General features: G+C 65.5%; 21 protein-coding genes. 9 read left to right on the top strand and 12 right to left on the bottom strand.

What is annotated here, in order from left to right:
- Positions 1–14: 14 nt before the first annotated feature.
- Both ilvB and miaA read right to left on the bottom strand, forming a co-directional pair.
- Positions 15–1,766, bottom strand: coding sequence for a biosynthetic-type acetolactate synthase large subunit (gene ilvB, locus FHW97_RS11545; protein WP_022675566.1), 1,752 nt, complete (start codon positions 1,764–1,766; stop codon positions 15–17).
- Between the two features lie 165 nt (positions 1,767–1,931).
- A complete protein-coding gene (gene miaA / locus FHW97_RS11540) occupies positions 1,932–2,912 on the bottom strand; it encodes a tRNA (adenosine(37)-N6)-dimethylallyltransferase MiaA (RefSeq protein ID WP_171799043.1) in 981 nt (326 codons plus the stop codon).
- Here miaA and serB point away from each other — a divergent pair.
- Both serB and FHW97_RS11530 read left to right on the top strand, forming a co-directional pair.
- Complete coding sequence (gene serB / locus FHW97_RS11535) at positions 2,905–3,789, top strand: phosphoserine phosphatase SerB (RefSeq protein ID WP_171799042.1); 885 nt, start codon at positions 2,905–2,907, stop codon at positions 3,787–3,789. The two genes, miaA and serB, sit on opposite strands and share 8 nt — an antisense overlap.
- Entirely contained in the window at positions 3,789–4,586 is a 798-nt protein-coding gene (locus FHW97_RS11530; RefSeq protein WP_022675569.1) for a Coq4 family protein, read from the top strand. The genes serB and FHW97_RS11530 overlap by 1 nt, the downstream gene beginning before the upstream one ends.
- A 180-nt stretch (positions 4,587–4,766) precedes the next feature.
- Here FHW97_RS11530 and purL read toward each other — a convergent pair whose 3' ends face one another.
- Complete coding sequence (gene purL, locus FHW97_RS11525; RefSeq protein ID WP_171799041.1) at positions 4,767–6,908, bottom strand: phosphoribosylformylglycinamidine synthase subunit PurL; 2,142 nt, start codon at positions 6,906–6,908, stop codon at positions 4,767–4,769.
- Between the two features lie 120 nt (positions 6,909–7,028).
- On the opposite strand from purL, the gene FHW97_RS11520 reads away from it, so the two are divergent.
- The 5 genes from FHW97_RS11520 (at position 7,029) to queA (ending at position 10,742) form a co-directional block, all read left to right on the top strand.
- Positions 7,029–7,274 carry an exodeoxyribonuclease VII small subunit gene (locus FHW97_RS11520; RefSeq protein ID WP_028657669.1) on the top strand — a complete coding sequence of 82 codons (246 nt, stop codon included), beginning with the start codon at positions 7,029–7,031 and terminating at the stop codon, positions 7,272–7,274.
- A 5-nt stretch (positions 7,275–7,279) separates the two neighbouring features.
- Positions 7,280–8,188, top strand: coding sequence for a polyprenyl synthetase family protein (locus tag FHW97_RS11515; protein WP_171799040.1), 909 nt, complete (start codon positions 7,280–7,282; stop codon positions 8,186–8,188).
- Positions 8,188–8,700 carry a pantetheine-phosphate adenylyltransferase gene (coaD, locus tag FHW97_RS11510; RefSeq protein WP_171799039.1) on the top strand — a complete coding sequence of 171 codons (513 nt, stop codon included), beginning with the start codon at positions 8,188–8,190 and terminating at the stop codon, positions 8,698–8,700. The genes FHW97_RS11515 and coaD overlap by 1 nt, the downstream gene beginning before the upstream one ends.
- A 111-nt stretch (positions 8,701–8,811) precedes the next feature.
- Positions 8,812–9,531 carry a peptidylprolyl isomerase gene (locus FHW97_RS11505; RefSeq protein WP_022675574.1) on the top strand — a complete coding sequence of 240 codons (720 nt, stop codon included), beginning with the start codon at positions 8,812–8,814 and terminating at the stop codon, positions 9,529–9,531.
- A gap of 182 nt (positions 9,532–9,713) precedes the next feature.
- On the top strand, positions 9,714–10,742 hold the full coding sequence (gene queA, locus FHW97_RS11500; protein WP_169048064.1) for a tRNA preQ1(34) S-adenosylmethionine ribosyltransferase-isomerase QueA: 1,029 nt from the start codon (positions 9,714–9,716) through the stop codon (positions 10,740–10,742).
- 54 nt (positions 10,743–10,796) lie between these two features.
- Here queA and FHW97_RS11495 read toward each other — a convergent pair whose 3' ends face one another.
- Positions 10,797–11,600 carry a TSUP family transporter gene (locus FHW97_RS11495; RefSeq protein ID WP_168351280.1) on the bottom strand — a complete coding sequence of 268 codons (804 nt, stop codon included), beginning with the start codon at positions 11,598–11,600 and terminating at the stop codon, positions 10,797–10,799.
- Positions 11,601–11,669: 69 nt separating this feature from the next.
- Between FHW97_RS11495 and tgt the strand changes: the two genes are divergently transcribed.
- The gene (gene tgt / locus FHW97_RS11490) at positions 11,670–12,797 is read left to right on the top strand and encodes a tRNA guanosine(34) transglycosylase Tgt (RefSeq protein WP_022675577.1); all 1,128 of its coding nucleotides are present in this window, start codon (positions 11,670–11,672) and stop codon (positions 12,795–12,797) included.
- A 12-nt stretch (positions 12,798–12,809) separates the two neighbouring features.
- On the opposite strand, the gene FHW97_RS11485 is transcribed toward tgt, so the two are convergent.
- Positions 12,810–13,037, bottom strand: a complete 228-nt coding sequence (locus FHW97_RS11485; RefSeq protein ID WP_022675578.1) for a hypothetical protein — start codon at positions 13,035–13,037, stop codon at positions 12,810–12,812.
- Between the two features lie 76 nt (positions 13,038–13,113).
- The gene (locus FHW97_RS11480; RefSeq protein ID WP_171799038.1) at positions 13,114–14,019 is read right to left on the bottom strand and encodes a LysR family transcriptional regulator; all 906 of its coding nucleotides are present in this window, start codon (positions 14,017–14,019) and stop codon (positions 13,114–13,116) included.
- Positions 14,020–14,141: 122 nt separating this feature from the next.
- On the opposite strand from FHW97_RS11480, the gene FHW97_RS11475 reads away from it, so the two are divergent.
- A complete protein-coding gene (locus tag FHW97_RS11475) occupies positions 14,142–14,765 on the top strand; it encodes a YceI family protein (RefSeq protein WP_054132241.1) in 624 nt (207 codons plus the stop codon).
- Between the two features lie 129 nt (positions 14,766–14,894).
- On the opposite strand, the gene rpsD is transcribed toward FHW97_RS11475, so the two are convergent.
- From rpsD to FHW97_RS11445, 6 genes are all read right to left on the bottom strand, one after another.
- Positions 14,895–15,509 (bottom strand): 30S ribosomal protein S4, encoded by a 615-nt coding sequence (gene rpsD, locus FHW97_RS11470; protein ID WP_171799037.1) that lies wholly within the window; start codon positions 15,507–15,509, stop codon positions 14,895–14,897.
- Positions 15,510–15,687: 178 nt separating this feature from the next.
- Positions 15,688–16,443, bottom strand: a complete 756-nt coding sequence (locus tag FHW97_RS11465; protein ID WP_171799036.1) for an RNA methyltransferase — start codon at positions 16,441–16,443, stop codon at positions 15,688–15,690.
- Positions 16,444–16,445: 2 nt separating this feature from the next.
- The gene (gene nrdR / locus FHW97_RS11460) at positions 16,446–16,883 is read right to left on the bottom strand and encodes a transcriptional regulator NrdR (protein WP_370525398.1); all 438 of its coding nucleotides are present in this window, start codon (positions 16,881–16,883) and stop codon (positions 16,446–16,448) included.
- Positions 16,884–16,923: 40 nt separating this feature from the next.
- Positions 16,924–18,237, bottom strand: coding sequence for a serine hydroxymethyltransferase (gene glyA, locus FHW97_RS11455; RefSeq protein WP_062782200.1), 1,314 nt, complete (start codon positions 18,235–18,237; stop codon positions 16,924–16,926).
- A 17-nt stretch (positions 18,238–18,254) separates the two neighbouring features.
- Positions 18,255–18,692 carry a ribose 5-phosphate isomerase B gene (gene rpiB / locus FHW97_RS11450; protein ID WP_171792484.1) on the bottom strand — a complete coding sequence of 146 codons (438 nt, stop codon included), beginning with the start codon at positions 18,690–18,692 and terminating at the stop codon, positions 18,255–18,257.
- A 147-nt stretch (positions 18,693–18,839) separates the two neighbouring features.
- Positions 18,840–19,472: a DUF2059 domain-containing protein gene (locus FHW97_RS11445; protein ID WP_062782202.1), complete on the bottom strand. Its 633-nt coding sequence runs from the start codon at positions 19,470–19,472 to the stop codon at positions 18,840–18,842.
- Between the last annotated feature and the right edge of the window lie 155 nt (positions 19,473–19,627).

Genomic DNA, 19,627 nt, shown 5'->3' with positions numbered 1-19,627 from the left:
CTTCAAATCGGGCTTCAAACCAGGGCCTTGGCTTCATCATCCATCGTGCCGGCCACTTCGTCGCCGTAGAGGATCATGTCGGTATGCGCCGCGCCCGAGGGGATCATCGGGAAGCAGTTGGCTTCCTTGGTGACGCGGCAATCGACGATCACCGGGCCGGGATGATCGATCATCGCGCGGATGCCGTCGTCCAGCTGATCGAGCGTGTCGATCTGGATGCCCTTCCAGCCATAGGCCTCTGCCAGCTTCACGAAATCGGGAAGGGCATCGGAATAGGAGCTGGAATAGCGGCTTTCATAGGTCAATTCCTGCCACTGGCGGACCATCCCCATCCATTCGTTGTTGAGGATGAAGACCTTGACCGGCAGGCGGAACTGCGTGGCGGTGCCCAACTCCTGGATGTTCATCTGGATCGAGGCATCGCCGGCAATATCGATCACCAGCGCATCGGGGCAGCCCACCTGCGCGCCGATCGCTGCCGGCAGGCCATAGCCCATGGTGCCCAGGCCACCCGAGGTCAGCCACTTGTTGGGCCGATCGAAGTGGAAGTGCTGCGCCGCCCACATCTGGTGCTGGCCCACTTCGGTGCTGATGATCGGCTCGCGGTCCTTGGTCAGTTCATAGAGCCGCTCGATCGCCAGTTGGGGCATGATCTCGCCATTGGTACGCTTGGGATAGGCCAGGCTGTTGCGCGCGCGCCAGCCGTTGATGCGCGCATGCCATTCGGTCAGATCCTGCGCCTGGTGCCCGGCATCGAGCCAGCCGGTGATGATCTGGTGCAGCACGCGGCCGCAATCGCCCACCAGCGGCAGGTCGACGCGGACGGTCTTGTTGATCGAGGCACGATCGATATCGATGTGGATCTTGCGGCTATCGGGCGAAAATGCGTCGAGCCGGCCGGTGACGCGATCATCGAAGCGCGCGCCGATGCACACGACCAGATCGGCGCGGTTCATCGCCATGTTCGCTTCATAGGTGCCGTGCATGCCGAGCATGCCCAGCCAATCCTTGTGCGCCGCAGGGAACGCGCCCAGGCCCATCAGCGTGGAGGTGACCGGCGCGCCGGTGAGCGTCTGCAGTTCCTGCAGCAGGCGTGCGGCTTCCGGGCCGGAGTTGATCACCCCGCCGCCGGTATAGAACACTGGCGCCTTAGCCGTCGCGAGCATGGCCACGGCCTGCGCAATCGCGTCGCTGGGTGCTTCCACCTGCGGGGCATAGCGATTGCGCATCTGCGTCGCCTGGCCGGTCCAGCGGGTGGAGGCGATCTGCACGTCCTTGGGAATGTCGACCACGACCGGGCCGGGGCGGCCTTCGGTGGCGATGCGGAACGCCTCGTCGATGATCGTGGCCAGCTCTGCCGGGTCTTTGACCAGGTAGTTGTGCTTGGTGCAGTGGCGCGTGATGCCGACGGTATCGGCTTCCTGGAACGCGTCGGACCCGATCAGGGCAGTGGGCACCTGGCCGGTGATGACGACCATCGGGATCGAATCGAGGAATGCGTCGGCAATGCCGGTGACGGCATTGGTCGCGCCAGGGCCCGAGGTGACCAGCACGACCCCGGGCTTGCCCGTGGCGCGGGCATAGCCTTCGGCGGCATGAGCCGCACCGGCTTCGTGACGGACGAGGATGTGGCGGATGCGTTCATCGCCGAACAGCGCATCATAGATCGGAAGTACCGCGCCGCCGGGATAGCCGAACACAAATTCGACGCCCTTGGCGACCAGGCTTTCGACCAGGATTTCAGCGCCGCTGCGCTCGCTTTTCACGACCTTGTTCCCTTGCTTGCCGGGCCGCGCGAACGGCCCATAATCCTAAAAAATTGCGGCCCGGCTGCAGTTGCCTGCGCCGGGCCGTCTCTCCCTACTCGGGCACTTGGCAAGAGCCAAGCAATTGACGGCTTGGTAATTGACACAAACATTCGTGTCAACCCGCTAGTTTTGAAATAAAGATGCTATCCGGGTTCTGTCAAGGCAATTTTCGTGCGTGTCGCGTGGCCAATCGCCGGGAAACTGGTGCTTGGCCCAGGTGAACTGCCGCTTGGCATAGCGCCGCGTGGCCTGGCTGCCCGCAGCAATGGCGGATTCGGCGCTGATTTCACCGCGCAGGTAGGCCGCGATCTCGGGCACGCCGATCGCGCGCATCACCGGCAGATCGGGATCGAGCTGGCGCGCCAGCAGCGCGGCAACTTCGGCCTGTGCGCCCTGTTCCCACATGGCGGCAAAGCGTTGGTCGCAGCGGGCATAGAGCCAGGCGCGATCGGGCAGCAGCACCAGCGGGCGCAGCGCCACGCGACCGGCAATGCCGCCCTCGCGCCGGGCCTGCCAGTGGGCCAGCGGATGGCCGGTGGAGCGCACCACTTCGAGCGCGCGGGCGATGCGGATGCTGTCGCCAGGATTGAGCGCGGCGGCGCGCGGCGGATCTTCGCGGGAAAGAGCGGCATAGGCTTCACTCACCGGCAGGGCGCGAACCGCCGCTCGGATGGCGGGATCAATGGCGGGAATAGGGGCAATCCCATCAAGCAGCGTGCGGATATAGAGGCCGGTGCCGCCCACCAGGATCGGCAGCGCGCCGGCAGCATGCGCGGCTGCGATTTCTGCCGTGGCGGCTTGCGCCCAATCGGCGGCGGAACAGGCTTGGGCGCCGTCCCACGCGCCGAACAGGCGGTGCGGCACGCACTGCATTTCCGCTGGTGAAGGGCGGGCGCTGAGGATGGCGAGATCGGCGTAGACCTGCGCGCTATCGGCATTGATCACCACGGCAGCGCGGCCGGCGGCCTGCTCGGCCAGGGCCAGGCGCACGGCAAGATCGCTCTTGCCGCTGGCGGTTGGCCCTGCAATGAGCGCGAGCCGAGGCCGGCTGGCGGTGGCGTGATTGTCTGGGCCGGAACAGGAAAGGGAAATTTCAGTGCTCATTGCCCGTCTGATAGCAGACCCGACGACGCTTGGTGACAATCTTGCACGGGCGGTGGAGCAGATCACGGCCGTAGGCGGCGAAGTGGCCGGCGCCGGCATGCTCGATTTCTGCGAATCGGTCCTGGAAATCGAAGTGGCGACGGGCGATGCCGCCACGGTGCGCGGCATTCTCGACAACTGCTTTCCAGCCAGCGACTTCCTGCTGTCGGATCGCGTGATCGAAACCCCGCGCCTGTTCGTGTCCGACATGGATTCGACCATGATCAGCGCCGAATGCATTGATGAACTAGCCGATTTCGCCGGTTTGAAAGAGCGCATCGCCGCGATCACCGAACGCGCCATGCAGGGCGAACTGGATTTCGAATCCGCCCTGCGCGAGCGTGTCGGCCTGCTCAAGGACTTGCCGGAAACCGCCATCACGCAATGCCTGGAAGAACGCATTCGCCCGATGCCCGGTGCACGCACGCTTGTTTCCACGCTCAAATCGCGCGGCTGCCACACCGTGCTGGTCACTGGCGGCTTCCATTCGTTTGCCGATCCGGTGGCAACGCAACTCGGCTTTGACCGCGTGGTAGGCAACCGCCTGGAGATCGCCGACGGGCGCCTTACCGGCGCGCTGGTTGGCGGGATCGTCGATAGCGGGGTGAAGAAGACCGTGCTGCTCGAGGAAATGGACCGGCTCGGCCCGGCGACCGCCAGCCTTGCAACCGGCGATGGCGCTAACGATATTCCGATGATCGCGGCCGCCACCCACGGCATTGCCTATTATGCCAAGCCCAAGGCGCGGCAGGCCGCAGATGGCTGGATCGACCGGGGTGACCTGACATCGATCCTGCAGCTGTTTGGCATCGCGCGCGAGGATTGGGTGATCGACTGATGGAGCAACGGGCGGGGGACTTTGCGGCGCTGCCGCTGTTTGACCCGGCGCGGGAAAAGCCGCGCCTGCGCCCGCTGGTTGCCTATCGCCATTTCCGCCGACTGATGCACAATACCGAAAACACGGCAGAGGTGTTCGGCATCTTTGCCGCCTTGCCCTGGCGTGGCGGGGGCAGGGCAGGCTCTGCGTTTCTCGCCACGCGGAAAGGCCATGCGCTGGCGCTGGCCGAGCCGTGGCTGCCGGCGGTGCTCGACGATCACGCGGCGCTGCGGCGGATGCCGGCTGGCTCGCTGGCCCAGGCCTATTGCGATTTCATGGAGGCCGAGGGCCTGACCGCGCAAGGGCTGGTGGAAGAAGCCGAGCGCTTCCTGGCTGATCGCCCGCGTTATAACGACCGCTTCCAGTGGTACATGAACCGCCTGCGCGATGTGCACGATCTGCTGCATGTGCTGACCGGCTATGGCCGCGATGCCTTGGGCGAGGCGTGCGTGCTGGCCTTCACCTTTCCGCAGCAACCGGCGCCCGGGCACCTGTTCATCGCCTGGATGGCGGCGCTGCAGATGAAGCTGCGCCTCAACAGCCGGGCGCCGGTGCTGGGCGCGGTGCGCGAGGCATGGCGGCGGGGCAAATCCTGTCCGCGCCTGATGGAGCAATCGATCGTCGCGCTCTTGCCGCTGTCGCTGGAAGAAGCGCGGCGACGCCTGGGGATCGTGCCCGGCGTGGTTTATGAGCAGGCCCATGCCGTGTGGCAGGCCGAAGGCATCGATCCGCGCGACCTGCTCAAGCACGCGCGTTAAACGGCTAAACGCCCCTCCCGCAGGCGGGAGAGGTTGGAGAGGGGATGTTAAGCCAACATGCCCCCTCCGACAGCCCTGCGGGCTGCCACCTCCCCCACGGTGTGGGGGAGGATCTGGTCCTCCCTGTCGCACAGCAACGGGGATGGGGACCGCCCGCGCAGCGGGTGGTGGAGGTGCGGCTTAGCCTTCCATCCAGTCGCGGAAGAAGGCTTCGTTCGCTTCGCGCAAGGCGGCAAGCGGCACGCCGGCCACGGCCTGGCCGCCGGTGGTGCCAAGCTTGGTGGCGCCGTCAAGCACCACGCCAGCCGGCGTGGTGACGACATAGCGCGACTGGTCTTCGCCAAAGGCCTGCGCGGTGGTGAGCGGCGCATCGAGGGTGACGCCGATGTTGCCGGCCAGAGCCATTTCGGTGAGCGCCACGAGCAGGCCGCCATCGGCCACGTCGTGCACGGCCGTAACCTTGCCGTCGGCAATCCATTCGCGCACCAGTTCGCCGTTGCGGCGTTCCAGCGCGAGGTCGACCGCGGGAGCGTGGCCTTCTTCGCGGCCGAGGATTTCGCGCAGGTAGAGCGACTGGCCCAGGTGGGTGCCTTCGGGTCCGAGCAGCCACACGGTTTCCCCGGCGGCCTTGAAGGCAACCGTGGCCATGCGCGTGTGATCGAGCATCAGGCCAACGCCGCCGATGGCCGGGGTGGGCAGGATGGCCGAGCCGCCGCCGGTCGCCTTGGATTCGTTGTAGAGCGAAACGTTGCCCGAGACGATCGGGTAATCGAGCGCGCGGCATGCATCGCCCATGCCTTCCAGGCAGCCCACGATCTGGCCCATGATTTCGGGGCGCTGCGGGTTGGCAAAGTTGAGGCAGTTGGTGATGGCGAGCGGCGTGGCGCCGACCGCGCAGATGTTGCGGAACGTCTCGGCCACGGCCTGCTTGCCGCCCTCATAGGGATCGGCAAAGCAATAACGCGGGGTGCAGTCGGTGCTGATCGCCAGCGCCTTGTCGGTGCCGTGCACGCGCACCACGGCGGCATCGCCACCGCTCTTCTGCAGCGTATCGGCGCCGACCTGGCTGTCGTATTGCTCGAAAATCCAGCGGCGGTTGGCAAGGTCCGGGCTGCCGATCAGCGTGACCAGGTCAGCGCCGATGTCCGCGCTTTCAGGCAGGGCTTCGATCGCCGCCGGCTTGGGCGTGGGCACGTGCGGGCGATCGTAGAGCGGCGCATCGTCGGCCAGCGGATCGAGCGGAATGTCGCACACGACTTCGCCGTTCCATTCCAGCACCATGTGGCCGGTGTCGGTCACTTCGCCGATCACGGCAAAGTCCAGCTCCCACTTGCGGAAGATCGCCTCGGCCATCGGCTCCTTGCCGGGCTTCAGCACCATGAGCATGCGCTCCTGGCTTTCCGACAGCATCATTTCATAGGGCGTCATGCGCTCTTCGCGGCAAGGCACCATGTTCATGTTGAGGCGGATGCCGGCGCCGCCCTTGCTGGCCATTTCCACCGAGGATGAGGTGAGGCCGGCTGCGCCCATGTCCTGGATGGCGACAATGGCGTCGGTGGCCATGAGTTCGAGGCACGCCTCGATCAGCAGCTTTTCGGTGAAGGGGTCGCCCACCTGCACGGTGGGGCGCTTTTCGTCGCTCTTCTCGTCGAAATCGGCGCTGGCCATGGTGGCGCCGTGGATGCCGTCGCGCCCGGTCTTCGAACCGACGTAGACGATCGGATTGCCCAGGCCCGTGGCTGCCGAATAGAAGATCTTGTCGGTGTCGGCCACGCCCACGGTCATCGCATTGACCAGGATGTTGCCGTCATAGGCCTTGTGGAAATTGGTTTCGCCGCCAACCGTGGGCACGCCCACGCAGTTGCCATAGCCGCCGATGCCCGCAACCACGCCTTGGACCAGGTGCTTCATCTTGGGATGATCGGGCCGGCCGAAGCGCAGCGCGTTCATGTTGGCCACCGGGCGCGCGCCCATGGTGAACACGTCGCGCAGGATGCCGCCGACACCCGTGGCCGCGCCCTGATAGGGTTCGATGTAGCTCGGGTGGTTGTGGCTTTCCATCTTGAAGATGGCGGCCTGGCCATCGCCGATGTCGATCACGCCGGCGTTTTCGCCGGGGCCGCAGATCACCCAGGGCGCCGTCGTCGGCAGCTTCTTCAAGTGAATGCGGCTCGACTTGTACGAGCAGTGCTCTGACCACATGACCGAGAAGATGCCCAGCTCGACCAAGTTGGGCTCGCGCCCCAGCGCGCCGAGCACGCGGGCGTATTCTTCTTCCGACAGGCCGTGAGCGGCGACGATTTCAGCGGTGATCTGCGACATGGGAAGCGCCCTTAGCCGCGTGCGCGCGTTTGCGCTAGGGGAAGAACACCCCAAAAGGCCGGTGACAGCCACGCGTTCCCCGCTTGACCGGCCCGGCCGGCGCGGCCATTGCTTGCCGCGATGGCTAGCACACCCGATATCGCCGCGCTCAGCTTCGAGGATGCGCTGAAGGAACTGGAAGTGGTGGTCCGCCGCCTGGAAAGTGGCGAGGCTCCGCTCGACGAATCGATCGACCTCTATGCCCGGGGCGAGGCCCTGCGCACGCATTGCCAGGCCCGGCTTGATGCAGCGCAGGCGCGAATCGAGGCGGTCGTGGCCGATCGTGAAGGGCGGCCGGCAGCAACCCGGCCGTTCGACGGGGCCTGATCGCGATGACCGCGCCCACGGGCAGCCCTGGCCTGCTCAAGCCGGCACTGGCCGCGATCCAGGCAGATATCGACGCCAGCTTCGATGCGCTGCTGCCCCTGCCGGGTGATCCGCGCGATCGGCTGGTGCAAGCGATGCGCTATGCCACCATCGGTGGCGGCAAGCGGCTGCGCCCGCTGCTGGTGACGGCCACGGCCGCGATGTATGGCGTCGATCGCCAGGTGGCGGTGCGGGCAGGGACCGCGCTGGAGGCGATCCACGTCTATTCGCTGATCCACGATGACCTGCCGTGCATGGACAACGATGATCTGCGCCATGGCAAACCCACGGTGCACAAGGCATTTGACGATGGCACGGCGGTGCTGGCGGGCGATGCGCTGCACGATTTCGCGTTCGAGATCCTGTCTGATCCCGCTATGAGCGGCGACCCGTTCGTGCGGGTCGAACTGATCCGCACCCTGGCCGTGAACAGCGGCACCAATGGCATGGCCGGCGGGCAGATGATGGATATCGTGGCTGAAACCGCCACGTTCGATCTGCCCACCGTGACCCGCCTGCAGCAGCTCAAGACCGGCGCGCTTCTGGCCGCTGCGGTGGAAATGGGCGCGATCCTGGGGCGCCTGCCGCCCGAAGGCCGCACCCACCTGCGCGGCTATGCCCGCGATATCGGCCTGGCTTTCCAGATCGCGGACGATCTGCTCGATGCCGAGGGTGACGAGGCCGCCGCCGGCAAGGCGCTGCGCAAGGATGCCGTTGCCGGCAAGGAAACCTTCGTCTCGCTGCTCGGTGTCGAGCGCGCGCGCGAGCAGGCGCGCATCCTGGTCGACCAGGCAATCGCCCACCTGGGCAGCCATGGCGCCGAGGCAGACCTGCTGCGCGAACTCGCGCGCTTCATCGTGGAAAGGAATCACTGATGGCGCAGCGCGTTGGCATTTATCCCGGCACGTTTGATCCGATCACGCTGGGCCATCTCGATATTATCCGCCGCGGCGCCAAGCTGGTGGACCGGCTGATCGTGGGCGTGACCACCAATCCATCCAAGAACCCGATGTTCACACCCGAAGAGCGGATGGACATGGTGCGCCGCGAACTGGACGAGCAGGGCATCGACAATGTCAGCGTGGTGGGTTTCAACGCCCTGCTGATGAAGTTTGCCGAAGCGCAGGGCGCCAGCGTGATCGTGCGCGGCCTGCGCGCCGTGGCTGATTTCGAATACGAATACCAGATGGCCGGGATGAACCAGCAGCTCAACGACCGGATCGAAACGGTCTTTCTGATGGCCGATGTCAGCCTGCAGCCGATTGCGTCCAAGCTGGTCAAGGAAATCGCACTGTTCGGCGGCGATATTTCCGGCTTTGTCACCCCCACCGTGCGCGACGATGTGGTGGCCCGCGTCAACAGCATCGGCCGCCTGGGGGATTACTGAGCGCGCCATGCCGCCGCGCCGATCGCGTGTTTATTGCCGAATCGTTCATTGCAGTGTCAGCGCGCCGGGCCTAATCGGCGTTTCACATATTCCAACAAGGTGGCAGGCTTGATGATCGCCCGTTCGTTTTCCAAGGCCCTGATCTGCGCTGCCCTGGCAGCCTCGGCGGTCGTGTCCGGCCCGGCCATGGCGCAAAGCCGTGGGGAAAAGGCCCCGGCGCAGCCGTTCAAGATCGACAAGGTCGTGCCGCAGCACGAAATTACCTATGCCGTCGATACCGATCCGGCCCACGATCCTGAAAACGTGCTGGTGCTCGACCTGTCGAACGGCGGCCGCGTGCTGATCCGCCTGATGCCGCAATGGGCGCCCCACCATGTGGAGCGCATCAAGACGCTGACGCGCGAAGGGTTCTACAACGGCATCATCTTTCACCGCGTGATCGACGGGTTCATGGCGCAGACCGGTGACCCCACCGGCACGGGGCAGGGCGGATCGAAGCTCCCTGACCTTCAGGCCGAATTCAACGATGCCCCGCACATGCGCGGCACTGTGTCGATGGCGCGCACCAACGAGCCGAACTCGGCCAACAGCCAGTTCTTCATCGTGTTCTATCCGCGCTTTGCGCTCGATCACAAGTATACCAACTTCGGCCGCGTGATCAGCGGGATGGATGCAGTGGATACGATCGTGCGGGGCGAGCCGCCCAGCAATCCGACCAAGATCCTCCAGGCCTCGATCCTGGCCGACAACAAGCCGCGCCCGGCCTTGCCGGCGGCCGTGCCAACCGGCGCGATCACGCCCGACATGCTGAGCAAGTCGCGCACCAACTGATCTTGGGGCAAGGGACGATTTAGGCTGCTTATCTCCCCTCCTCTTCAGAGGAGGGGGCCGGGGGTGGTGCGAAGCCTGGCGCTACGCATCCACCACCCCCCAACCCCCTCCTCTAAAGAGGATGGGGAGCCGGTGGCGTCAGGTGCTTGCCCTGTGCCACGGCTGCGGCTAGCGCGCTCGCCATGCGTGTTGACCTTTTCGATTTCGAACTGCCGCCCGAAAACATCGCCCTGCGCCCGGCCCGCCCGCGTGATGCGGCCAAGCTGCTGCATGTGGCCGGCGGGCAGCCGCTGAGCGACCATGTGGTGCGCGATCTGCCGGGCCTGCTGCGCCGCGGCGATGTGCTGGTGTTCAACGATACCCGCGTCATCCCGGCCCAGCTCGAAGGCCGCCGGGGGGAGGCGCGCGTGGGTGCCACGCTGCACAAGCGGCTTGACCTGCGCCGCTGGCAGGCCTTCATCCGCAACGGCAAGCGGCTGCGTGCCGATGACGTGATCGATTTCGGCGCCGGCGTTTCCGCCACGGCCGAAGCGCGCCATGCCGATGGCAGCTGGACGCTGTTCTTCCCCGGGGATGAGCCGGTGGAAGTGCTGCTGGAACGGGCCGGCCGCATGCCGCTGCCACCCTATATCGCCGGCAAGCGCGAAACCGACGCCCAGGATCGCCAGGATTATCAGACGATGTTCGCGCAAAAGGACGGCGCCGTTGCCGCGCCCACGGCCGCGCTGCATTTCACGCCAGAGCTGATGGCGGGGCTGGCCGACGCCGGCATCGCCCATGAAACGCTCACGCTGCATGTGGGGGCGGGCACGTTCCTCCCGGTCAAGGCCGATGACACCGCCGATCACCAGATGCATGCCGAATGGGGCCGGATCGAGCCCGAAACCGCGGCCCGGCTCAACGCCGCACGCGCGGCCGGTGGGCGCATCATCGCGGTGGGCACCACCTCGCTGCGCCTGCTGGAAAGCGCGGCGGATGAGGCGCGCACGATCCATCCGTTCGAAGGGGATACCGCGATCTTCATCACCCCCGGCTATCGCTTCAAGGCGATCGACGGGCTGATGACCAATTTCCACCTGCCCAAGTCCACGCTGTTCATGCTGGTTTCGGCGCTGATGGGGCTGGAGGCGATGCAGGCGGCCTATGCCCATGCCATCGCCACCGGCTATCGCTTTTACAGCTACGGCGATTCCAGCCTGCTCCTGCCATAAGGCCCAGGTCTGCCGGCTGGTCTGGCCGGTATGGGCCTCGCGATCAGATGGTGTTCACCCGGCAAACCACTGCCAGACCAGCCGCCCGGTCAGGGCCAGGCTGACCACGATCAGCAAGGGACGGATCAACCGGGCGCCAAAGCGGGTGGCAAAGTGGCTGCCGATGATGGCGCCGGTCATTGCCCCGGCGCCCATGCACAGGCCCAGCAGCCACAGCACATGGCCGCCCAGCGCAAAGACGATCACGCTGGCCAGGTTGCTGGTCACGTTGAGCAGCTTGGTCAGTCCGGTGGCGCGGGTCAGCCCCATGCCGCGCAGGGCCACCAGGGTGGTGGTGTAGAACTGCCCGGCGCCGGGGCCAAAAAACCCGTCATAGAAGCCCACGCCGCCCGCAACCGGCAGGAACTTGCGCGCGCCGAGGCGATCGTGGCGGTCGCCATCGTCCATGCGCGGAGAAAGCACGGTGTAAAGAGCCACGCCGATCAGCAGGACGGGCACGATCAGCGAGAGCACCTGCGGCTTGAAATGCTGGATCACCAGTGCGCCGATCAGCGCGCCTGCAAACGTGACGGCCACCAGCACGCCATTGCCGGCCAGGGTGAACAGCCCGGCGCGGTGATAGCGCCAGGTGGCCATCGTGGTGCCGCACATTGACTGGATCTTATTGGTGCCCAGCGTCAGATGCGGCGGCAGGCCGATGGTGATCAGCGCAGGCATCATGATCAGCCCGCCGCCACCGGCAATGGCATCGACCAGGCCGGTGATCACGGCAATCGCGGTCAGTACCGGATACATCCACGGCGCTGGCGTGAACGCGGGCGTCTGGGCAGCGGCAAGAGCAAGGTGAAACAGCGACATTTGCACGCCTTGGCGTTTGCGCCTAAGGGCCGCAACTGTTCTTTTGCCCCGGATGATTGCCCGCACCCGATGACCCGCTTTTCGTTCCAGATCCACGCCACCAGTGGCAAGGCCCGCACCGGCACCATCCAGATGAAGCGGGGGGAGATCCGCACGCCGGCATTCATGCCGGTTGGCACGGCGGCCACGGTCAAGGCAATGAAGGTGGAAGATGTGCGCCGCACCGGTGCCGACATCATCCTGGGCAACACCTATCACCTGATGCTGCGCCCCGGCGCCGAACGCATGGCGCGGCTGGGTGGTCTCCACGCGTTCATGGGCTGGGATCGCCCGATCCTGACCGACAGTGGCGGGTATCAGGTGATGAGCTTGTCAGACCTGCGCAAGATCACCGAGGAAGGGGTCACGTTCGCCAGCCACCTTGATGGCTCGCGCCACATGCTCTCGCCCGAACGCTCGATGGAAATTCAGCGGCTGCTGGGGTCGGACATCGTGATGGCATTCGACGAATGCCCGCGTGCCGATCAGCCGCGCGACGTGATCGCCCGCTCGATGGAAATGTCGATGCGCTGGGCCCGCCGCAGCCGCGCCGGTTTCGACAGCGGGGAAGAGCATGCCGCGCGTTCGGCCCTGTTCGGCATCCAGCAAGGCGCGCTTGATGAAGGGCTGCGCCAGGCCAGTGCCGATGCCCTGCGCGATATCGGCTTTGACGGTTATGCCATCGGTGGCTTGGCCGTGGGCGAGGGGCAGGAGGCGATGTTCGCCACGCTCGATTTTGCGCCTTCCCAATTGCCGGCCGATCGTCCGCGCTATCTGATGGGTGTGGGCAAGCCCGATGACCTGGTCGGCGCGGTGGAGCGCGGGGTGGATATGTTCGATTGCGTGCTGCCCACGCGTTCGGGCCGCAACGGGCAGGGTTTTACCTGGAACGGGCCGATCAACATGCGCAATGCCCGCCACGCCGAAGATACCGGCCCGCTCGACCCGCGCTGCACCTGCCCGGTCTGCGCCAAATACAGCCGCGCCTACCTGCATCACCTGCACAAGGCTGGCGAAATGCTGGGCGCCATGCTGCTGACCGAACACAACCTGTCGTTCTACCAGCAGCTGATGGCCGGCATGCGCGCGGCGATCGCCGAAGATCGTTTTACCGCGTTCGCCGCCGATTTCCGCCGGGACTATTTCAACCGAGAGTAAGCCGTCGGGCAGTCAGGCCGCGATCTGAGGTTGCGGCGTCATCACCACCTCGGTTTCGAGCCGGGTGCCGGGATATTGCGCGAATTCGCCGGTCCGGGTGTCGAGAAAGCCGGCGCCGATGGCGCTGGCCTGGGCCTTGGCTGTTTCCAGATCAGGATACCATTTGCCGCAACGGTGCGGCGTGACGAAGCGATACATCAGCATGCTGCGATAATGCTGGCGGCGCGATGCTGTTCCCATTTTCTGCTGCGTTCATGCGCAATTTGCGACGATCCGTTTGTTGCGGGAAACGGCTGAAAATATTGCTTTATTGTGTCTACCATTCGGCGGCCATCGCGGGCACCGTGGCGGCGAGGAATTCGATCCAGGCGCGGGTCTTGGCGGCCGGCCGGCGCGAGGGATGGGTGATCGCATGGACGGCGCCGAGCCCCGCCAGCGGCTGGTCCAGCACCACCTCTACCAGCCGCCCTTCGCGCAGGGCACGCGCGGCGATGAAGCGTGGACCATAGACCAGGCCAAGCCCTGCTGCCGACGCTTCCACCAGCACGTCGCCATTGTCAGCCTGCAAGGTGCCGCGCACTGGCTGGTGGATCGTGCCATCCAGGCCAAAGCGCCAGACGTGCTGGCCAAACCGGGTCAGGGTGAAGCCCAGGCAATCATGCTGCACCAGATCGCTGACCTGGCTGGGGGTGCCGCGCTGGGCGAGGTAGGCAGGGGAGGCGCAGACCACCAGATGCATGTCGGCCAGTTTGCGCGCCACCAGGCTGCTGCCGACCAGGCGGCCGATGCGGATGGCCATGTCCCAGCGTTCTTCCACCAGATCGACCTGGCGATCGCTCATCCCCAGTTCCACGGTAATGCCGGGATAGCGCTGGTTGAAGGCGGCGACCAAGGGCGCGATGTGCAGCACGCCGAACGACATCGGGGCGCTCACCCGCAGCAGCCCTTCGATCGCCACGCTTTGCGCGGCTGCTTCTGCTTCGGCCTCGCGCAAGTCGGCCAGTACGCGTTCCGCCTTGTCGAGGTAAGCCGCGCCCGCCTCTGTCAGCGACAGGCGCCGCGTGGTACGGTGGACCAGCGTGGTGCCCAGCCGCGCCTCCAGCGCGGAAAGGTGCTTGGCCGCCATCGCCGGCGACATGTGCAGGGCGCGGGCGGCCGCAGAGAGGCCGCCCAGCCGCATCGCTTCGACGAACACCTCGATTCCGGTCAAGCGGTCAGCCACTGATTTCGCACCCTGGGTAAAAGGATAATCTCATGCTTGGCGTATTATCATCTGATGGTGGAAACGCCATCTTGCGCCCGATCATTTCACCGCTGATCATTGCAACAAGGACGATCCCTGTCATGACACGTACCAAGACTTTCGCCGCTCTGGCCCTGGCTCTTGCCGTTCCTGCCCTGGCCGCGCCGGCGCTGGTCGCCGCGCAGGCCACTGCCGCGCCTTCGGCCGTGCCGGCTGGCACCTATCAGGTGGAAACCCACCACACCCTGGCCGAATTCACCGTCAGCCACTTTGGCTTCAACGACTTTTTCGGCGTGATCCCCGGCGCCACCGGCACGATGACGCTCAACCCGGCCAACCTGGGTGCCACCACGCTGGACGTGGCGCTGCCGGTTTCGGCAATCTCCACCACCAACGCCACGCTCGATGGTGAACTCAAGAGCGCCGACTGGTTCGACGCTGCCAAGTATCCCACCATCCGCTTCGTCTCGCACAAGGTGGTTCCCACCGGCGATCGCACCGCGCGGATCGAGGGTGACCTGACGATGCACGGCGTGACCAAGCCCGTCACGCTCGACGCCACGTTTGGCGGCGCTGGCTCCAACCCGATGAGCAAGGCCTTCACCGTGGGCTTTGGCGCCACCGGCACGCTTAAGCGTTCGGATTTCGGTGTGAGCAAGTATGTGCCCTTCGTCAGCGACGAAGTGCGCCTCAAGATCACCGTGGCTTTCGAAAAGAAGGCCTGATCGCGCGGCGTTCTGCCCGGTGCGCACCTGCGCATCGGGCAGACGGTTTGGCCGCGTTTGGCGGGCAACAAAAAAGGCGGGGTGAAAACCCCGCCTTTTCCGTTTGTCTTGTCCGTGTGGACCGACCGATCAGCGCGAATAGAATTCGACGACCAGGTTCGGTTCCATCTTCACCGGATAGGGCACTTCGTCGAGCGTCGGCACGCGCACGAAGGTGACCTTGTCGGCGCCTTCCTGGGCGACGTAGTCAGGCACTTCGCGTTCCGGCAGAGCCTGCGCTTCGGCGATCAGGGCCATTTCCTTGGCCTTGGTGCCCAGGGTGAGCACGTCGCCGGGGCGCACGCGGCGGCTGGCGATGTTGCACTTCACGCCGTTGACGCTGATGTGGCCGTGCGAAACGATCTGGCGAGCCGCAAAGATGGTCGGGGCGAACTTGGCGCGATACACGACCATGTCGAGGCGCTGTTCGAGCAGGCCGATCAGGTTCTGACCGGTATCGCCCTTCATGTTCGACGCTTCCTGATAGGTGCGCTTGAACTGCTTTTCGGTCACGTCGCCGTAGTAGCCCTTGAGCTTCTGCTTGGCGCGCAGCTGGATGCCGAAGTCGGAAACCTTGCTCTTGCGGCGCTGGCCGTGCTGGCCCGGGCCATACGAGCGGCGGTTCACCGAGCTCTTGGGGCGGCCCCACAGGTTTTCACCAAGGCGACGGTCAATCTTGTACTTGGACGAATGGCGCTTCGACACGCGTTCGTTCCTTTCAACTAGCGTTTGGTCTGGGGAAGGCCGATGCCCTCCCGGCTGATGCCCGGAACCGCACCATCCCGCCAATTGTCGGGATGCGGCCACCACTTCACCGGACGTGTGGGGCCAATTGCGAAGGCGCGCCTAGAACAGGACACGCCCGCAGAGTCAAGGGAAAAGCTTATTCCCCGCGAGGCTCGGTGCCGGGCTTGCTGCCTGGCGCGCGGCGCATGGCAGACAGCACCCCGCGCAGCGTGCGGATTTCGAGATGATTCCAGCCCGGCTTGGTCAGCATGGTGCGCAGCGTGCGGCGCGTGGCCGCCGCGCGGTCTTCGGGCATGAAATAGCCGCGCGGTTCCAACAGGCCGCACAGCTGGGAAAACATGCCTTCAAAGTCTTCCTGCGGGGCAGGGGGCAGCATGTCTTCGACCGTGGGTTGCACCAGGGCGCCGGCGGCGTTCTGGTGCTTCGACCACTCATAGGCGCACAGGATCACTGCCTGGGCCAGGTTGAGCGAGCCGAATTCGGGGTTGATCGGCACGGTCAGGATGGTGCGCGCCAGGGCCACGTCATCGGTTTCCAGGCCCGAACGCTCTGGCCCGAACACCAGCGCGCTGCGGCCTTCTTCGACCACGATCGCGCGGGCCGCTTCCTCGGGCGTCACCACCGGCTTGGTCACCCCGCGCTTGCGCACAGTGGTGGCATAGACATGCGCACAATCGGCCACGGCATCGGCCAGGCTATCGAACACCTGGGCCTTTTCGAGCACCACATCGGCGCCAGAGGCGGCCGGGCCGGCGGCGGGATTGGGCCAGCCATCGCGCGGGGATACCAGGCGCATTTCGGCCAGGCCGAAATTGAGCATGGCGCGCGCGGCCTTGCCGATGTTTTCGCCCAGCTGCGGGCGCACGAGAACGATAACGGGCTGTGCAGGCATGGTTACTTGGCCACTTCCTGGATGGAAGAGGCAAATTCCTCGAAATCACGGGCTTCGGAAAAATCGCGATAGACGCTGGCAAACCGGATATAGGCCACGCTGTCGAGCTGGCGCAGCGCATCCATGACCATCTCGCCGATCACCTTGGAGGCGACCTCGCCATCCCCCATCGTCTCGATCTGGCGCTGGATGCCGGTGATCAGCTGGTCGAGGCGTTCCTGCGAGACCGGGCGCTTGCGACAGGCGAGCGCGACGGACTGTTCGATCTTGGTGCGATCGAACGGTTCGCGGCGCGGCTCGCTGCCATCGCCCTTGTTCTTCACCACCAGAACCTCGCGCAGTTGCACGCGTTCGAACGTGGTGAAGCGGGCGCCGCAGCTTTCGCATTGGCGCCGCCGGCGGATCGAGGTGTTGTCCTCGGTCGGCCGGCTGTCCTTCACCTGGCTGTTGTCATGGGCGCAGAACGGGCAACGCAAACGCTCAAAGCTCCGGGTAGATGGGGAACTGCGCGCAGAGGTCCGCCACGGCGTCGCGCACGCGCTGTTCCACCTGGCCGTCGCCCTCTTCGCCATTGCGGGCCATGCCATCGACCACTTGGGCGATCAGCTGGCCGATCTGGCGGAACTCTGCCTCGCGGAAACCGCGCGTGGTGCCGGCCGGCGTACCCAGGCGGATACCCGAGGTGACGAAGGGCGAGCGCTTGTCGAACGGCACGCCGTTCTTGTTGCAGGTGAGCCAGGCGCGATCGAGGCCCTTTTCAGCGGCCTTGCCGGTCACGTCCTTGGCTGACAGGTCCACCAGCATGAGGTGGTTGTCGGTGCCGCCCGAAACGATGCCGAGCCCGGCATCCTTGAGGCTTTCCGCCAGCGCCTTTGCATTGGCCACGACCTGGTGGGCATAGGCCTTGAATTCGGGGCGCAGCGCATCGGCAAAGGCCACGGCCTTGGCCGCGATCACGTGGACCAGCGGGCCACCCTGCAGGCCGGGGAACACGGCGGTGTTGAACTTCTTGGCCAGCGCCTCGTCGTTCGTCAGGATCACGCCCGAACGCGGGCCGCGCAGGCTCTTGTGCGTGGTGGTGGTCACGACATGGGCATGCGGGATCGGCGAGGGGTGCGCGCCACCGGCGACCAGGCCGGAAATGTGCGACATGTCGACCAGCAGATACGCGCCCACTTCATCGGCAATGGCGCGGAACGCCTGCCAGTCCCAGGTGCGCGAATAGGCGGTGCCGCCCGCGATGATCAGCTTGGGCTTATGCTCGCGCGCCAGGCGGGCCACTTCGTCCATGTCGATCTGGTGATCATCGGCGCGCACGCCATAGGGAATGGGGTGGAACCACTTGCCGCTCATGTTGACCGGCGAGCCGTGGGTGAGATGGCCACCCGAGTTGAGATCGAGGCCCATGAAGCTGTCGCCCGGCTGCAGCAGCGCCAGGAACACGGCCTGGTTCATCTGGCTGCCGGAATTGGGCTGCACATTGGCGAAATTGCAGCCAAACAGCTGCTTGGCGCGTTCGATCGCCAGGTTTTCCACCACGTCGGCATATTCGCAGCCGCCATAATAGCGCTTGCCCGGATAGCCTTCGGCATACTTGTTGGTCAGCACCGAGCCGGTCGCTTCAAGCACGGCCAGGCTGGTGATGTTTTCCGAGGCGATCAGCTCGATCTTGGTCTGCTGACGCTTGAGTTCACCCTGGATGGCGGCGAAGATTTCGGGATCGGCCGAGGCGAGATGCTCGGTGAAGAAGCCTGCCGTGCGGACTTCCGGCGATGCGGTGGCAGCGGTGGACATCGGGTGTGGCTCCTGGATCAGAGGGCTGGATTGGAAAGCTTGGTAACGCGGCGCACGTGGCGGTCGCCGGCAAAGGGCGTGGCGAGGAACGCCTCGACACACGCCTTGGCCATGTCGAGCCCGGTCAGCCGAGCGCCCATGGCCAGAACGTTGGCATCGTTGTGCTCACGCGAAAGCTTGGCCGAAAACGGCTCGCCCACCAGGGCGCAGCGCACCGCCGGGTTGCGGTTGACGGCGATGGAAATACCGATGCCCGAACCGCACAGCGCGATGCCGCGTTCGGCTTCGCCGGCGGCCATGGCGCTGGCCAGCTTGTACCCGTAATCGGGATAGTCGACGCTGTCGCCGTTATAGGGGCCAAGGTCGGCCACATCGTGGCCCAGATCGCCCAGCCACTGGACAAGATCGGCCTTGAGCGCCAGCGCGGCGTGATCGGAAGCAATGGCAATGCGCATGGGTTATAGCGGTTCCGGTTGCCTATGGTGGGGGTTCTGGCGTCCCCCTAAACCCATTGCGCGCGCTACGCCAGATTAATTGGCCTTATGATGCACCCTTTGCCCAGATGGGTGGGCAGCCCGGCGCGGCAGCCCACCCGCCGCCTCTCATTGCCCGGCGTGGGCAGCGGCGATCTTCTTGGCCACGTCGGGGTGCTGGGTCAGGTAGGTGGTCAGCTCTGCCTTGAGATTCTTGGCCATGCCCATGCCCACTTCCATCCCGTCGCGGTTCATCGCGGTCATCACGGTAACCACGTCAGGATCCTGCATCAGGTCGGCCGAGCGCGAGAGATAGTGGCTACCTGCCGGCGTCTGGGCGAAGGCCAGAATGGCGCGAAGGTCTTCGTGCGAGAAATGGCGGACATAGGCGCGGGTCATGGCATCAACGAGTTCGGGCATGCGGCGCTCCATCGCCGGGCGCATCGCGGCGGGCATCGTTTCGAACATGCGCGCGAAGATCTGCTGCAAGCCGGGATCGTCCACGCCCATGATGCCGGCCATGTTGCCCTGCATGGCGCCCATCATCGTCTTGGTGACGCGCTCGACAATTGCCACCCGCTGTTCGGGCGGCAGGATAACCGCGATGATCTGGCTGGCCACTTGCAGATCGGCAGGATCGAGCGGGCGTGCCGCCGGGGGCGGTGCCGTCTGCGCCTGCGCGGCAGCGGGCAGGGCCACGGCGCTGGCCAGTGGGGCGAGGGCCAGGGCGGCAAGGGCAACGGTTTGGCGGGCAGGCAACATTGGCGGAAACTCCCGGAGGACAAGCCGGGCGAAAGCCGGTGTCGCGGTTCTGTTCGTTGCGCCTTGTTGCGGGCCGGTCAAGGGCGGAAAGCCCAGTGTCAAAAGGATTTATTCGGGCTGCCATAACACGAAACGGGGCGGCATCGCTGCCACCC

It is taken from the genome of Novosphingobium sp. SG754 (assembly GCF_013149315.1).
In the GTDB taxonomy this organism is placed as follows: domain Bacteria; phylum Pseudomonadota; class Alphaproteobacteria; order Sphingomonadales; family Sphingomonadaceae; genus Novosphingobium; species Novosphingobium capsulatum.
This window is presented reverse-complemented; position numbering and strand designations above follow the sequence as displayed.